The sequence below is a fragment of the Microbispora sp. CA-102843 genome, assembly GCF_050936215.1.
Taxonomy (GTDB): Bacteria; Actinomycetota; Actinomycetes; order Streptosporangiales; family Streptosporangiaceae; genus Microbispora.
In genome coordinates, this window is the sequence record NZ_JBNJNF010000001.1 from 3,329,701 (window position 1) to 3,344,819 (window position 15,119).

Annotated in this window: 12 protein-coding genes; 9 read left to right on the forward strand and 3 right to left on the reverse strand. The window is 70.2% G+C overall.

Features of this window, described 5'->3' with window-relative positions; all coding sequences use genetic code 11:
- The first annotated feature begins 100 nt into the window (after positions 1-100).
- From secD to ACQEVJ_RS15715, 4 genes are all read left to right on the forward strand, one after another.
- The gene (secD, locus tag ACQEVJ_RS15700; protein ID WP_433101524.1) at positions 101-1,819 is read left to right on the forward strand and encodes a protein translocase subunit SecD; all 1,719 of its coding nucleotides are present in this window, start codon (positions 101-103) and stop codon (positions 1,817-1,819) included.
- Positions 1,819-2,865: a protein translocase subunit SecF gene (gene secF / locus ACQEVJ_RS15705; protein ID WP_433101526.1), complete on the forward strand. Its 1,047-nt coding sequence runs from the start codon at positions 1,819-1,821 to the stop codon at positions 2,863-2,865. Before secD ends, secF begins: the two co-directional genes overlap by 1 nt.
- 84 nt (positions 2,866-2,949) lie before the next feature.
- On the forward strand, positions 2,950-3,456 hold the full coding sequence (locus ACQEVJ_RS15710; RefSeq protein WP_433101528.1) for an adenine phosphoribosyltransferase: 507 nt from the start codon (positions 2,950-2,952) through the stop codon (positions 3,454-3,456).
- Between the two features lie 279 nt (positions 3,457-3,735).
- Positions 3,736-5,916 carry a RelA/SpoT family protein gene (locus ACQEVJ_RS15715; protein ID WP_433101530.1) on the forward strand — a complete coding sequence of 727 codons (2,181 nt, stop codon included), beginning with the start codon at positions 3,736-3,738 and terminating at the stop codon, positions 5,914-5,916.
- Between the two features lie 74 nt (positions 5,917-5,990).
- Here the strand turns inward: ACQEVJ_RS15715 and ACQEVJ_RS15720 are convergent, their stop codons facing one another.
- The gene (locus ACQEVJ_RS15720) at positions 5,991-7,220 is read right to left on the reverse strand and encodes a DUF349 domain-containing protein (RefSeq protein ID WP_433101532.1); all 1,230 of its coding nucleotides are present in this window, start codon (positions 7,218-7,220) and stop codon (positions 5,991-5,993) included.
- 59 nt (positions 7,221-7,279) lie between these two features.
- Complete coding sequence (locus ACQEVJ_RS15725) at positions 7,280-8,128, reverse strand: peptidylprolyl isomerase (protein ID WP_433101534.1); 849 nt, start codon at positions 8,126-8,128, stop codon at positions 7,280-7,282.
- A gap of 270 nt (positions 8,129-8,398) precedes the next feature.
- Between ACQEVJ_RS15725 and ACQEVJ_RS15730 the strand changes: the two genes are divergently transcribed.
- The 3 genes from ACQEVJ_RS15730 to aspS are packed head-to-tail and all read left to right on the forward strand — an operon-like array spanning position 8,399 to position 12,110.
- Positions 8,399-9,082 (forward strand): MBL fold metallo-hydrolase, encoded by a 684-nt coding sequence (locus tag ACQEVJ_RS15730; protein WP_433112757.1) that lies wholly within the window; start codon positions 8,399-8,401, stop codon positions 9,080-9,082.
- On the forward strand, positions 9,082-10,338 hold the full coding sequence (hisS, locus tag ACQEVJ_RS15735) for a histidine--tRNA ligase (RefSeq protein ID WP_433101536.1): 1,257 nt from the start codon (positions 9,082-9,084) through the stop codon (positions 10,336-10,338). Before ACQEVJ_RS15730 ends, hisS begins: the two co-directional genes overlap by 1 nt.
- Positions 10,335-12,110 carry an aspartate--tRNA ligase gene (gene aspS, locus ACQEVJ_RS15740; RefSeq protein WP_433101538.1) on the forward strand — a complete coding sequence of 592 codons (1,776 nt, stop codon included), beginning with the start codon at positions 10,335-10,337 and terminating at the stop codon, positions 12,108-12,110. Before hisS ends, aspS begins: the two co-directional genes overlap by 4 nt.
- A gap of 59 nt (positions 12,111-12,169) precedes the next feature.
- Here aspS and ACQEVJ_RS15745 read toward each other — a convergent pair whose 3' ends face one another.
- Positions 12,170-13,090, reverse strand: coding sequence for a peptidylprolyl isomerase (locus ACQEVJ_RS15745; protein WP_433101540.1), 921 nt, complete (start codon positions 13,088-13,090; stop codon positions 12,170-12,172).
- Positions 13,091-13,305: 215 nt separating this feature from the next.
- Here ACQEVJ_RS15745 and ACQEVJ_RS15750 point away from each other — a divergent pair, with 215 nt between their 5' ends.
- Both ACQEVJ_RS15750 and ACQEVJ_RS15755 read left to right on the forward strand, forming a co-directional pair.
- Positions 13,306-13,773 (forward strand): hypothetical protein, encoded by a 468-nt coding sequence (locus tag ACQEVJ_RS15750; protein ID WP_433101542.1) that lies wholly within the window; start codon positions 13,306-13,308, stop codon positions 13,771-13,773.
- A 16-nt stretch (positions 13,774-13,789) separates the two neighbouring features.
- Entirely contained in the window at positions 13,790-15,097 is a 1,308-nt protein-coding gene (locus tag ACQEVJ_RS15755; protein ID WP_433101544.1) for a replication-associated recombination protein A, read from the forward strand.
- The last annotated feature ends 22 nt before the right edge of the window (positions 15,098-15,119 follow it).

Consider the following 15,119-nt stretch of genomic DNA (forward strand, 5'->3'; position numbering starts at 1 on the left):
AACCTTTCGACGAAAGAACTGACCTCCAGTGGCCCCACCGACCAGTAGCCAGAGCAAGCCTGGACGCACACTCCTGCTGCTCCTTGCGCTCATCCTCGTCATGGGCGCGACAGTCGCCCTCCAGAAGGCGTTCGTCCCCAAGTTCGGCCTCGACCTCGCGGGCGGCACCACCGTGACGCTCTCGCCGGTCACGGCGAACGGGAAGGCGCCGTCGCAGGAGAGCCTCGACCGAGCCGTGACGATCATCCGGCAGCGCGTCAACGGCACCGGCATCTCCGACGCCCAGGTCGCGAAGTCGAACGACAACATCGTGATCCAGATTCCGGGCGCGGGCCGGGACGAGGCGCTCCGGCTGGTGTCGACCACCGCCGAGCTGCGCATGCGGCAGGTGCTCGCGGTGGCCGCCGCCACGAACCAGCCGGCTCAGGTGCCCACCGCGGCTCCCACCCCCGACGGGTCGGCGACGGCGACGCCCGCGGCCACGTCGAAGGAGTCCACGCCGGCCAGGGAGAGCGCGCCTCCGAACGGCAACGCGTCTCCCGCAGGCCGTGCCCTGTCGAAGGCGCTGACCGCGCCGTCGCCGGAGCCGAGCACCTCGACGAGGGCCACGACCCACCACAGGGCGGGCGCGGGAACCGCCCGGGGCAACCGGGCCAAGGCGTCACCCTCGGCCACTCCCAGCCCCACGCCGACGGAGAGCCCGGAGGACACGGGCGACCCACTGGCAGGTCAGGACACCAGCGGCATCGACCCGGCGCTGATCGCCGAGTTCCGCAAGATCAACTGCACCGCGAAGAACCGCGGCCAGGGCGCCATCGACGACCCGAACAAGCAGATCGTCGCCTGCAGCGACGACGGCTCCGCCCGGTACATCCTGGACAAGGCCGCGGTGCAGGGCACCGAGATCAGCGGCGCGCAGGCGGGCACCGACCCCACCACCGGTGAGTGGATCGTCCAGGTCGACTTCAAGTCGAAGGGCGCCACCCTGTTCGCCGACATCACCCGGCGCATCACGAGCCTGCCGGCCCCGCGCAACCAGCTCGCCAACGTGCTGGACGGCGTGGTCATCGTCGCTCCGACGATCGAGGAGGCCATCCCCGGCGGCAGCGCCCGCATCTCCGGCAGCTTCACCCAGAAGACCGCCACCGAGCTGGCCGACCAGCTCAAGTACGGCGCGCTGCCGCTGAAGTTCCAGCAGAGCTCGGTCGTCTCGGTCTCCTCGACCCTCGGCCAGGACCAGCTCAACGGCGGCCTCATCTCCGGCGCGCTCGGCCTGATCGTCGTCATGATCTACCTGCTGCTCTACTACCGCGGCCTGGGGCTCATCGGCATGGCCAGCCTGGGTGTGGCCACCGTCTTCACGTACCTGACGGTGGACGTGCTGAGCCACAACGCCGGCTTCCGGCTCTCGCTGCCGCACATCATCGGTCTGGTCGTCTCGATCGGCATCACCGCGGACTCGTTCATCGTCTACTTCGAACGGATCCGCGACGAGATCAAGGAGGGCCACCGGACGCTGCGGTCGGCGGTGGAGGTGGCCTGGCGGCGCGCCCGGCGCACCATCCTGGTCGCCGACGCCGTCATGTTCATCGCCGCGGTGGTGCTCTTCTTCCTCGCGGTCGGCGACGTGGCCGGCTTCGCGTTCGCGATGGGCCTGACGACGCTCATCGACATCGTGGTGGTGTTCCTGTTCACCAAGCCGCTGATGTCCCTCGTGGCGCGGTTGCGGTTCTTCTCGAAGGGCCACAAGCTGTCCGGACTCGACGCGGAGCGCATGGGCCGCACCAGCCCCGCCGAGCAGACCCTGCAGGAGGCGTGATGCCGGGAGTGATCAGCCGCCTCTACCGCGGCGACATCAATATCGACTTCGTCGGCAAGCGTAAGACCTGGTACGGCCTGTCGATGTTCCTGCTGGCCGTCTCCATCCTGGGCCTGGCGCTGCACGGGCTGAACCTGGGCGTGGAGTTCCGCGGCGGCTCGGTCTTCGACTTCAAGCGCACGCCGGGATCCAGCCTCGAACAGGTCCGCGAGACCGTCGCGGACGCCGGAGTCCACCAGGTCATCGTGCAGCAGGCCGGTCCGAACTGGCGGGTCACCACCGAGAGCCTCAAGGGCGACGAGGTGACCAAGGTCCAGCAGACGGTCGCCCAGAAGTACGGCATCCAGGAGGAGCAGGTCAGCTCCCAGGTCATCGGCGCGACCTGGGGTGGCGAGGTCTCGCAGAAGGCCTGGATCGGCCTCGTGGTCTTCATGATCGCGATCATGCTGTACCTGTCGGTGGCCTTCGAGTGGCGGATGGCCCTCGCGGCGATCGTCGCCCTCGTCCACGACCTCGTGATCACCGCGGGCGTCTACGCCTGGTCGGGCTTCGAGGTCACCCCGGCGACCATGCTCGGCTTCCTCACGATCCTCGGTTACTCGTTGTACGACGCGGTCGTCGTCTTCGACATGATCAAGGAGGTCACGGGCAAGCTCGGCACGAGCGCGAAGATGACCTACACGCAGGCCGCCAACAACGCGCTCAGCCACACGCTGATCCGGTCGCTGAACACCTCGCTGGTGGCGATCCTGCCGGTGGCGGCGATCCTGTTCATCGGCACCACGCTGCTCGGCGCCGGCACGCTGAAGGACCTGTCGCTGGCCCTGTTCGTCGGCATGATCGTCGGCACCTACTCGTCCCTGTGCGTGGCGACGCCGATCCTGGTCACGCTCAAGGAGCGGGAGCCCAAGTGGCAGGCGCTGGCCCAGCGGGTGCACGCCAAGGAGGCCTCGGCCGCCAAGGCCGCCCGTGCGGCCAAGGAGCCCGTCTCCGCCGGCTCGCAGAACGTCACCACGACGACCACGGAGAAGCGCAAGAAGCGCTGATCCCGGCCCGTCGCAGGCGCCCCCGGAACCCGCCCGGTTCCGGGGGCGCCTTCGTGTTCCCCGATCGCATTAGGCTTGGGCGTCGTGACTGACTGGACGGCTCTCATCAGGGATGTCCCGGACTACCCCAAGCCGGGCATCCTCTTCAAGGACATCACCCCGCTGCTGGCGGACCACGCGGCCTTCACGCAGGTCGTGGACGAGCTCGGGGGCGGCCTGACGTTCGACAAGGTGGTCGGCATCGAGGCGCGGGGCTTCATCCTCGCCGCGCCGGTGGCCTACCGCAGCGGTGCGGGGTTCGTACCAGTACGCAAAAAGGGCAAATTGCCCGCCGACACGTACGAGGCGTCCTATGATCTGGAGTACGGCTCCGCGACGATCGAGGTGCACGCCGACGCCTTCGACCCCGGCGACCGGGTTTTGATCGTGGACGACGTCCTCGCCACGGGCGGCACGGCCCGGGCGGCCGTGGAGCTGGTCAGAAGGACGGGCGCGGAGGTCGTGGCCGTGTCCTTCCTGATGGAGCTGTCCTTCCTCTCCGGCCGCGACCGGCTGCCGGGCCTGGACGTCCGCACCCTGCTCACCGTCTGAGCCGCGCGGGCCGGTCAGGGGGCACGCGGCCGAGAGCGCTGTGGCAGCACGGATACACTGTGGAATCTGGACTCGACGTGAGGAGTCTGTGTGCCCCGTGATGTGGTCGTGCCCGACAGCGCGCGGGTCGATCGCGGAGTGACCTCCCGCGACGCCCCCGAGCCCGTCGCAGACGTGCCCCCCGACGCGGCGCGCGACCCTGCGGCGGTCCCGGAGGACAGGCCGGCGTCGCCGGCCACGCGACGGAGGCTCGCCCGTTTCGGGGGGCAGTGGGGTGCTATGAATCCGGTGTTGGAACCGCTCTTCAAGACGGTCCGTGCCACCCATCCCAAGGCGGACCTGCGGCTGATCGAGCGCGCGTACGACGTCGCCGCTTACCACCACCGCGATCAGAAGCGCAAGAGCGGCGACCCGTACATCACCCACCCGCTCGCGGTGGCGACGATCCTGGCGGAGCTGGGCACGGACGACGAGACGCTGTGCGCCGCCCTGTTGCACGACACCGTCGAGGACACCGCCTACAGCCTCGACGAATTACGAGCCGACTTCGGCGACAACATCGCGTTGCTCGTCGACGGCGTGACCAAGCTCGACAAGGTGAAGTTCGGCGACGCGGCGCAGGCGGAGACCGTGCGCAAGATGGTCGTCGCGATGTCGCGCGACATCCGCGTGCTGGTGATCAAGCTGGCCGACCGGCTGCACAACATGCGGACCATGCGCTACATGCCCGAGCACAAGCGCCAGCAGAAGTCCCGCGAAACGCTGGAGATCTTCGCGCCGCTGGCCCACCGGCTCGGCATGAACACCATCAAGTGGGAGCTGGAGGACCTCGCGTTCGCCATGCTCTACCCGAAGCGGTACGACGAGATCGCCCGGATGGTGTCGGAGCGCGCGCCGCGGCGCGACCTGTTCCTGCACGAGGTCATCGAGAAGGTCTCCGCCGACCTGCGCGAGGCGAAGATCAAGGCGACGGTGCGCGGCCGGCCCAAGCACTACTACTCGATCTACCAGAAGATGATCGCCAAGGGCGTGGCCTTCGACGACATCTACGACCTGGTGGGCATCCGCGTCCTGGTCGACACGGTCCGCGACTGCTACGCCGCGCTCGGAACGATCCACGCCCAGTGGAAGCCGGTGCCGGGGCGGTTCAAGGACTACATCGCGATGCCCAAGTTCAACATGTACCAGTCGCTCCACACGACGGTCATGGGACCCGAGGGCAAGGCCATCGAGCTCCAGATCCGCACGCGGGCCATGCACAACCGCGCCGAGTACGGCGTGGCCGCGCACTGGAAGTACAAGGAGGAGATGACCGGGTCAGGTCCCGGCAAGGTCAAGCAGGTCAACGACATGGCCTGGCTGCGCCAGCTCCTCGACTGGCAGAAGGAGACCTCCGATCCCGGGGAGTTCCTGGAGTCGCTGCGCTTCGACCTGTCGGTGTCGGAGGTGTTCGTCTTCACCCCGCGCGGCCAGGTGATCGCCCTGCCCGAGGGCGCCACCCCGGTCGACTTCGCGTACGCCGTGCACACCGAGGTCGGCCACCGATGTATCGGTGCGCGGGTGAACGGCAGGCTGGTCCCGCTGGAGTCCCGCCTCGGCAACGGCGACACCGTCGAGATCTTCACGTCGAAGTCGCCGGACGCGGGGCCGTCGAGGGACTGGCTCAAGTTCGTCAAGAGCGGCCGGGCCCGCAACAAGATCCGCCAGTGGTTCACCAAGGAGCGCCGCGAGACCGCCATCGAGGCGGGCAAGGAGGCGATCGGGCGGGCCATGCGCAAGCAGGGCCTGCCGCTGCAGCGGCTCATGTCCGGAGAGGCGCTGCTGGCCCTGGCCAGGGACCTGCGCTACGCCGACGTCTCGGCCCTGTACGCGGCCGTCGGCGAGGGGCACCTCACCGCACAGTCGGTCGTGGACAAGCTCGTACAGGCCCTGGGCGGCGTCGAGGGGGCCGAGGAGGACATCGCCGAGGCCCAGGTCCCCACGCGGCTCAAGGGCCGTCTGAGGGCCAACTCGAACGCCGGTGTGATGGTCGCGGGCGACCCGGACGTGTGGGTCCGCCTGTCGCGCTGCTGCACCCCGGTGCCGGGGGACGAGATCGTCGGGTTCGTCACGCGGGGGCACGGCGTCTCCGTGCACCGCACCAACTGCCCGAACGTCGGGCAGCTCAGCGCCCACGCCGACCGGCTGGTGGAGGTCTCCTGGTCGCCGGGGGACGACTCGGTCTTCCTCGTCGCCATCCAGGTGGAGGCCCTCGACCGGCCCCGCCTGCTGTCGGACGTCACGCGGACCCTGTCCGACCAGCACGTGAACATCCTGTCGGCCTCGGTGACGACCAGCCGCGACCGGGTGGCGATCAGCAAGTTCACCTTCGAGATGGGCGACCCCAAGCACCTCGGCCACGTGCTCAAGGCGGTGCGCAACGTCGGGGGCGTCTACGACGTCTACCGCGTCACCAGCTAGCGGAATCCCCGGAGACGGCGATCCCGGCGTGACTCGCGGTCACGCCGGGATCGAAGCGTCGTACTCCGGGCCGGTCAGGAGAACTCGGCGAGCGTCCGCTCCGCCTCCTGGAGCCAGGAACGGCGGGCGGCCAGCGCCTCCTCCGCCTCCTTGACGTCCTTGTCCCGGCCGGCCGTCTGGGCCTTGGTCAGCCGGGTCTCCAACTGGTCGATGGACCTGCGGAGCTGGTTGACCGTGTCCTGGGCGCGGGCCCTGGCCTCGGGGTTGGAGCGCTTCCACTCGGAGTCCTCGGCCCTGCGGACCGCGTCGTCGACCTTGCGCAGCCCGCCCTCCAGGCGGTCGCGCTGGTCGCGCGGCACCGGGCCGGCGGCCTCCCAGCGCTCCAGGAGGTGCCGCAGCGCCGTGCGCGCGGCACGCGCGTCGGTGACCGGCAGCAGCTTCTCGGCCTCGGCCAGCAGAGCCTCCTTCACCTCCGCGTTGGCCGCGAAGGAGGCGTCCCGCTCCGCGAACACCGCCGAGCGGGCCTGGAAGAACTGGTCCTGGGCGCCCTTGAAGCGCGTCCACAGCTCGTCCTCGACCTCACGGGAGGCGCGCCCCGCGGCCTTCCACTGGTGCATCAGCTCCCGGTAGGCCGCCGCGGTGGCGTTCCAGTCCGTCGAGTCCGCCAGCGCCTCCGCCTCGCTCACGATGCGCTCCTTGGTGCCGCGCACCGCGTCGCGCTGCTGGTCGAGCGAGGAGAAGTACGCCTTGCGCCGCTTGGCGAAGGCCGTACGCGCCGTGGACAGCCTCTTCCACAGCGTCGCCTCGGTGGCCCGGTCGACCCGCTCGGCGGCCTTCCACTCCTCGACGAGCTGCCGCAGCCGCTCGCCGCCGGACTTCCAGTGCGTCGTCTCCTCGGCGATGCGCTCGGCCTCGGCGACGATGCGCTCCTTCACCTCGCGCGCGTGCGCCCGGGCCTGGTCGCGCACCGCCCGCAGCTCCTCGCGCCGCTTGCCGACCAGCTCGGTCAGCGCCGTCAGCCGGTCCTGCAGCGAGCCGAGGTCGCCGACCGCGTGCGCCTCGGCCACCGACTCCCGCAGCTTGCCGATGCTCGCCTCGGCCTGGGCCGGCGCGAGGTCGGTGCCGCGCATCCGCTGCTCCAGGAGCTGCACCTGGCCCGCCAGCTCGTCGAACTTCCGGCGGTAGTAGGCCAGCGCTTCCTCCGGCTCGCCGGCCTGCCAGGACCCGACGGCCCGTTCTCCCTCAGCCGTACGCACGTAGACGGTGCCGTCCTCGTCTACCCGGCCCCACGGGTCGGTGCTCACCGTGTCCTCCCGCACTTGAATCAGCCTCCAGGGCTCGATGTGCCCTTGGTTGTATTACGTCAGCTCTTGCTGGTGATTGTCACGTCTTTGATGACCACAGGCTGCTTCGGGGCACCAGTGCCGTCCCCGCCGGCACTGGGGATGACGCCCTTCTTGGCGACCTTGTCCACGATTTCGAGTCCTTTGGTCACCGTACCGAAAGGCGTGTAGTCGGGGCTCAGCCCGGTGTCCCCGAACACGATGAAGAACTGGCTTCCGTTGGTGTTCGGGCCGCTGTTCGCCATCGCGATCACGCCCCGCGTGTACTTCGCGCCCGCCAGGTTCTCGTTGGCGAAGCGGTAGCCGGGGCCGCCCTGACCGTCGGTGGGGTTCTCGCCGTCGGCCTTGGCCAGCGGGTCGCCGCACTGCAGGATCGGGAAGTCCGTGCCCATCCGGTGGCACTTCGAGTTGTCGAAGTAGTCCTTGGAGGCCAGGAACTTGAACGAGTTGACCGTGCAGGGGGCCTTCTCGCTGTCCAGCCTCGCCACGATGTCGCCGAGGTTGGTCCTGATGGTCATGGTCGCCGGGGCGGTGCTCACCTTCTCCGGCGGCATGCCGACGTTCTTGACCTGGCCGCTGCCCTCGTCGGCGACGTAGCCGCAGGTGCCCTTGGCCGGGTCGTACGGCTTGGGGTCGTTCACGGCGGGCTTGCTGCTCGCCGACGCCGACGCGGCCGCCGTCGCGTCGCTGTCGTCGCGGCCGAGAAGGGTCGTCGCCGCCACCACGCCGCCGATCACCACCACCACGGCCGCGGTGGTGCCTATGATCGCGTTGCGCCGCGACTTCTGCTCGCGTTCCACGCGTGTCCGCAGCTGCCGTTCGTAGTGCTCACGGGCCAGCTGCTTCTGCCGGTCCTTGCCGGTGACCACTTCGACCTCCCGACTCGTCCTGTTTCCCATGGTCGTAACGCCCGGACGCGATCTCGCCGGCGCGTGTCCGCCACTCCCGGAAGGTGCTCCGGGAACGGCGGCCCGTTCTATAGCATCCGGCTCGACTGCTCCAAGAATGACTATTGAGGTGGGCGAATCGTATCGGCTGACGGGTATTGGTTCGCAGCCTGCCGACCCGCACCGGTACCCTTCGGTTACATTCGCTCGCGCAATCCTTGATTGATCCGTAGAGACGCAGAGGCCGCTTCCGTGCTCGTCGCCGGGTTTCCCGCAGGGTCGTTCCAGACCAACTGTTACGTCGTCGCTCCCGCAGCAGGCGAGGAGTGTGTGGTCATCGACCCAGGTCAGGACGCCGTGGAGGATCTCGACGCGCTGCTGCGCGAGCACAGGCTGAAGCCGGTCGCGGTGCTGCTCACCCACGGCCACATCGACCACGTGTGGTCGGTGGCCCCGGTGTGCGGCGCCCGCGACGTGCCCGCGTGGATCCACCCGGAGGACCGCGATCTGCTGTCGGACCCGGCGAAGGGATTCCCGCCGCAGGCGGGCCAGGCGTTCGGCGGGCTGAAACTTTCCGAGCCCGACGACGTGCGGGAGCTGGCCGACGGCGCCGTGCTGTCGCTGGCAGGGCTGGAGCTCACGGTCGAGCACAGGCCGGGCCATACCGGGGGGTCGGTGACGTTCCGGACGCCCGTCGAGGACTCCCAGGTCCTGTTCGCGGGCGACCTGCTGTTCGCCGGCTCCATCGGCCGTACCGACCTGCCCGGCGGCGACTACGCCGCCATCCTGCGCAGCCTCGCCAAGACGCTGACGCTGCCGGACGAGACCACGGTCCTGCCCGGCCACGGACCTCAGACGACTATCGGCCGCGAGCGCGCGACCAACCCCTTCCTCAGGGACGTCGCGCCGCACGCAGGCCCGACCAGGGGATTGTGATGACCTTTCAGGCGCCCAAGGGCACCTTCGACTGGATGCCCCCGCGTTCGGAGTGGGCTCTCGCCGTACGGGACGCCCTGGCCGCGCCGGCCCGCCGCGCCGGCTACGGCTACGTCGAGACGCCGGCCTTCGAGGACACGGCGCTGTTCTCCCGGGGCGTCGGCGAGTCGACCGACATCGTGACCAAGGAGATGTACACGTTCACGAGCCGGGGCGGCCAGTCGCTGACGCTGCGCCCCGAGGGCACCGCGAGCGTGATGCGTGCCGTGCTCGAACACGGCCTGTACGGCGGGCCGCTGCCGATCAAGCTCTGGTACTCGGGCAGCTACTTCCGCTACGAGCGGGCGCAGGCGGGGCGCTACCGCCACTTCTCCCAGGTGGGGGCGGAGGCCCTGGGGGCCGAGGACCCGGCGCTCGACGCCGAGCTGATCGTGCTGGCGATGGACGGCTACGCCTCGCTGGGCCTGCGCGGCGTCCGGCTGCTGCTGAACTCGCTGGGCTGCAAGGAGTGCCGCCCGGCCTACCGCGCCGCGCTGCAGGACTTCCTGCGCGGTCTGGACCTCGACGAGCCCACCCGCGACCGGATCGAGATCAACCCGTTGCGCGTGCTCGACGACAAGCGCCCCGAGGTGCGCGCGCAGCTGGAGAACGCGCCGCTGGTCACCGATCACCTGTGCGGGGCCTGCAAGGCCTACCACGAGGAGGTCAGGGGCCTGCTGACGGCCGCCGGCGTGGCGTACGAGGACGACCCCCGGCTCGTGCGCGGCCTGGACTACTACACGCGAACGACCTTCGAGTTCCTGCACGACGGCCTGGGCGCCCAGTCGGCGGTCGGCGGGGGAGGGCGCTACGACGGGCTGAGCGAGCAGATCGGCGGCCCGGCGCTGCCCAGCGTGGGCTGGGCCCTCGGGGTCGACCGCACGGTGCTGGCGATGGAGGCCGAGGGCCTGCTGGCCGAGCGGCCCGGCGGTGTCGAGGTGTTCGCCGTTCCGCTCGGCGAGGAGGCCAGGCGGCGCGTGTTCCCGCTCGTGAGCGAGCTGCGCCGGGCCGGTCTCGCGGTCGACATGGCCTTCGGCGGCCGTGGCGTCAAGGGCGCGATGAAGGCCGCCGACCGCAGCGGCGCGCGGTACGCGCTCATCCTCGGCGACCGAGATATCGAGGCGGGAGCCGTGCAAGTGAAGGACCTGACCACAGCCGACCAGACCGCGGTTCCGCTCGCGGAGGTCGTCGCGTTCTTGAAGGGGAAACTCTCGTGATCCGCACCCACGAGGCAGGCACGCTCCGCAAGGAGCACGCGGGCCAGAAGGTGACGCTGGCCGGATGGGTGGCGCGCCGGCGCGACCACGGCGGCGTGGTCTTCATCGACCTGCGCGACGCCTCCGGCTCGGCCCAGGTGGTCTTCCGCGAGGAGGACCACGCCCACGACCTGCGCGCGGAGTACTGCGTGAAGGTCACAGGCGAGGTACGCCAGCGCCCGGCCGGCAACGAGAACCCCGATCTGCCCACGGGCGAGATCGAGGTCGTCGCCTCCGAGGTGGAGGTGCTGAGCGAGTCGGCGCCGCTGCCGTTCCCGATCGAGGGCAGCTCGGGCGTGTCGGAGGAGGCCCGGCTGAAGTACCGCTACCTCGACATCCGCCGCCAGCGGATCGCCGACGCGCTGCGGATCCGCTCGCAGGCGACCTACCTCGCCAACGAGGTCATGCGCGAGCGCGGGTTCGTCTACGTCGAGACCCCGAACCTGACCCGCTCGACGCCCGAGGGCGCACGCGACTTCCTGGTGCCCGTACGGCTCCAGCCGGGCAACTGGTACGCCCTGCCGCAGTCGCCGCAGCTGTTCAAGCAGCTCCTCATGGTCTCCGGCCTGGAGCGTTACTACCAGCTCGCCCGCTGCTTCCGGGACGAGGACCTGCGGGCCGACCGGCAGCCCGAGTTCACCCAGATCGACATCGAGATGTCGTTCGTGGACCAGGACGACGTGATCGAGCTGGGCGAGGCGCTCATCGCGCGGATCTGGAAGGAGACGCTCGGCTACGAGCTGCCCACGCCGCTGCCCCGGATGACGTACGCCGAGGCGATGGCGCGGTATGGCTCGGACAAGCCCGACCTGCGCTTCGGCGTCGAGCTGACCGACCTCACCGACTACTTCTCCGGCACCTCGTTCCGCGTCTTCCAGGCGCCGTACGTGGGCGCGGTCGTGATGCCGGGCGGCGCCTCGCAGACCCGCAAGGAGCTCGACGCCTGGCAGGAGTGGGCCAAGTCGCGCGGGGCGCGCGGCCTGGCGTACGTGCTGGTGCAGGAGGACGGCACGCTGGGCGGCCCGGTGGCCAAGAACCTCTCGGAGACCGAGCTGGCCGGCCTCGCCGGGGCGACCGGCGCCAAGCCCGGCGACGCCATCTTCTTCGCGGCCGGCGCGCCCGCGGCCTCCCGCGACCTGCTCGGCGCGGCCCGCCTGGAGATCGGCCGCCGCTGCGAGCTGATCGACGAGTCGCAGTGGTCGTTCCTGTGGATCGTCGACGCCCCCATGTTCGAGCCTGTGTTTGACGAGAAGGGCGGCGAGGTCGGCTGGACCCCGGTCCACCACCCGTTCACCTCTCCGAAGCCGGAGTGGGCCGACACCTTCCAGGACAACCCCGGCGAGGCCCTGGCGTACGCGTACGACATGGTCTGCAACGGCATGGAGATCGGCGGCGGCTCGATCCGTATCCACCGCGCCGAGATGCAGCAGCGCGTGTTCGACGTGCTCGGCATCTCCAAGGAGGAGGCCGAGAGCAAGTTCGGCTGGCTGCTCGAGGCGTTCAAGTACGGCCCGCCGCCGCACGGAGGCATCGCCTACGGCTGGGACCGCGTCTGCATGCTGCTGGCGGGCGGCGAGTCGATCCGGGACGTGATCGCGTTCCCGAAGACGGCGTCCGGCTACGACCCGCTGAGCGGGGCGCCCACCCCGATCAGCGTGGAGCAGCGCAAGGAGGCCGGCGTGGACGCCACGCCGAAGGGCGACAAGCCCGAGCCCGCCGCACAGCAGAGCTGATCCAGACACAGGACGGCCCCCGCGACACCGGTCGCGGGGGCCGTCGCGCGTCGGGACGCTCAGACGATGGCCACGTCCTTGATCACGACCTTCCTCTTGGGGGCGTTGGAGCCCTCGCCCCGCACGTCGGCCGTGGGGTCGTCGTTGAACGGGATGATGCCGCCCTTGGCGATCTTGTCGATGACGTCCATGCCCTTGGTCACGACACCGATCATCGTGAAGGCGGCGCCCATGGCGGTCAGCTGCGTGTTCTCGTCCGTGAAGGAGATGAAGAACTGGCTGCCGTTGGAGTTGGCGTCCTCCGTGGCCTGCGCCAGCCCGACCGTGCCGCGGCTGAGCGGCAGGCCGCCGAGGTTCTCGTCGTTGAACAGGTATCCCGGGCCGCCCGAGCCGTCATCCTTGCTCTTGCCGTCGCCCTTGGCCAGAGGGTCGCCGCACTGCAGCATGCCGAGGCCGACGGTCTCCACCGTCGCGAGGCGGTGGCAGACGGTGTTGTCGAAGAAGTTCTTCTTGGCCAGGAACGCGAAGGAGTTCACCGCGCACGGCACGTCCTTGGTGGCCAGGTCGATGACGATCCGACCCTGGTTCGTGGTGATGACCATCTGCTTGGCCGCGATGACCGGCCTGCTCAGCTTGCTGGGCGGGAAGCCCACGAACTTCGACGGGGCGCCCGAGTCGTCCTTGCGGTACTCGCAGGTGACCTGGCGCAGGTTGGTGGGCTTGGCCTCCGGTGTGGGATCGGCCAGCTCGGTGTGCGTCACGGTGGGACCGTCCGACGCGGTGGGCGAGGCGGAGGCCGACGGAGTGGCCTCGGCTGTGTTCTCGGCCGAGCCGTCACTGCAGGCCACCAGGCTGCCCGCCAGCGCGAGGAGCCCCAGCCCGGCGCCGAGGGTGCCACGCAGGCGGCGACGAGGGGTGGTCGCGCGCCCGGCCGTGCTCACGCGCGAAGCCGGTTGCTTCTGCCGATCAGTGTCGGTCACCGCTATGCCTTCCCTTTCCCCTTTTGTTATGACTGATGCGCCACTCTATCCGTGATCCCGTCGGCTTCGTGTAAAGCAGACGTCCCAGGGGTATCAGGACAGTTTGCGCTCATCTTGCTCTCAGATCTGCCTGGGAACCTCCTGCCGAGCGAATCCGTACACCGGATACGGCCCGCAATCCGCGTCCCCGGTTGCCGTCTCAGGAGCGATGCACGATGTTCGATCAGGTCTTCGGACTCCCAGCCCATGCTCTCATCGTCCACGCGGCGGTGATCTTCGCGCCGCTCCTCGCGGCGCTGTCGATCGCGTACGCCGCGCTGCCCCGCCTGCGGCACAAGCTCGACTGGGCCCTGGTCGTGACCGCCGTGGTGGCCCTCGGCGCGGTGTTCGCGGCCAAGGAGAGCGGGGAGGCGCTGGAGCACCGGATGTTCCAGGGCCGGCCCTCCCCGGCGATCGGGGTCCACAGCGGGTTCGCGGAGACCCTCGTGCCGATGACCGCGCTCCTGACCGTCGCGTCCCTGCTGATGGTGTGGCTCACCCGGGCCCGCCGCGCCCCCCAGGGCGCCGGCTCGCGGGTGGGCGTCCTGCTCGTGTCGGCCGCCGCCGTGATCCTCGCCGTGGCCGTCGGCTACTACGTCGTACGGACCGGGCACACCGGGGCGACGGCCGTGTGGGGCGGCTGACGGTAGTGTCGGCGATGTGGAGAGCCTGTTCGATTCGGCCGCCGAGGAGGCGCACCGGGGCCAGGAGCCGCTGGCCGTGCGGATGCGGCCGCGCTCGCTGGAGGAGGTGATCGGCCAGCGGCACCTGCTGGGATCCGGCACGCCGCTGCGCCGGCTGGTGGAGAGCGACGCCCCGATGTCGCTGTTCCTGTGGGGACCCCCGGGCACCGGCAAGACCACGCTGGCGTACGTCGTGGCGGGCGCGACCAAGCGGAGGTTCGTGGAGATCTCCGCCGTCTCCGTCGGGGTCAAGGACGTGCGCGCCGCCATCGACCAGGCCCGTCGCGAGCTCGGCATGACCGGCAGGCAGACCGTGCTGTTCGTGGACGAGGTCCACCGGTTCAACAAGGCGCAGCAGGACGCGCTGCTGCCGGCGGTGGAGAACCGCTGGGTCACGTTCATCGGCGCGACCACGGAGAACCCGTTCTTCTCCGTCATCTCCCCGCTGCTGTCCCGCTCGCTGCTGCTCACCCTGGAGCCGCTGGCCGAAGACGACGTCCGCGCCGTCCTGGAGCGCGCGGTAGTCGACCCGCGCGGCCTCGGCGGGCGCGTCACGCTGCACCCCGACGCCCTCGACCAGCTCGTACGGCTGGCCGGCGGCGACGCCCGGCGCTCGCTGACCTACCTGGAAGCCGCGGCGATGCTGGCCGACGACGTCACGGTCGAGGTCGTGGAGAAGGCCGTCGACAAGGCGGCCGTGCGCTACGACCGGCAGGGCGACCAGCACTACGACGTGGTCAGCGCGTTCATCAAGAGCATGCGGGGCTCGGACGCCGACGCGGCGCTGCACTACCTCGCGCGGATGGTGGAGGCGGGGGAGGACCCGCGGTTCATCGCCCGCCGGATCGTGATCTTCGCCAGTGAGGACGTGGGGATGGCCGACCCCACGTGCCTGCAGGTCGCGGTGGCCGCCGCCCAGGCCGTGGAGTTCATCGGCCTGCCCGAGGGCAGGATCAACCTCGCCCAGGCCGTCATCCACTGCGCGCTGGCGCCCAAGTCGAACGCGGTCGTGAAGGCGATCGGCGCGGCCTCCGACGACGTGCGGCGCGGCATGGTGGGCCGCGTCCCCGACCACCTGCGCGACGCCCACTACCCGGGCGCGAAGAAGCTCGGCCACGGCAGGGGCTACCAGTACCCGCACGACTTCGAGCACGGCCTCGTCCGCCAGGACTACGCCCCCGAGGAACTGCGGGAGCGCCGCTACTACGAGCCGACCACGCACGGAGCGGAGTCGCGGTTCGCCGAGCGCTGGGCGAAGATCCGGAGCTTCCTGCGGGGAGGCTGAGCGCCGCCGGTGTGCGGTCCGG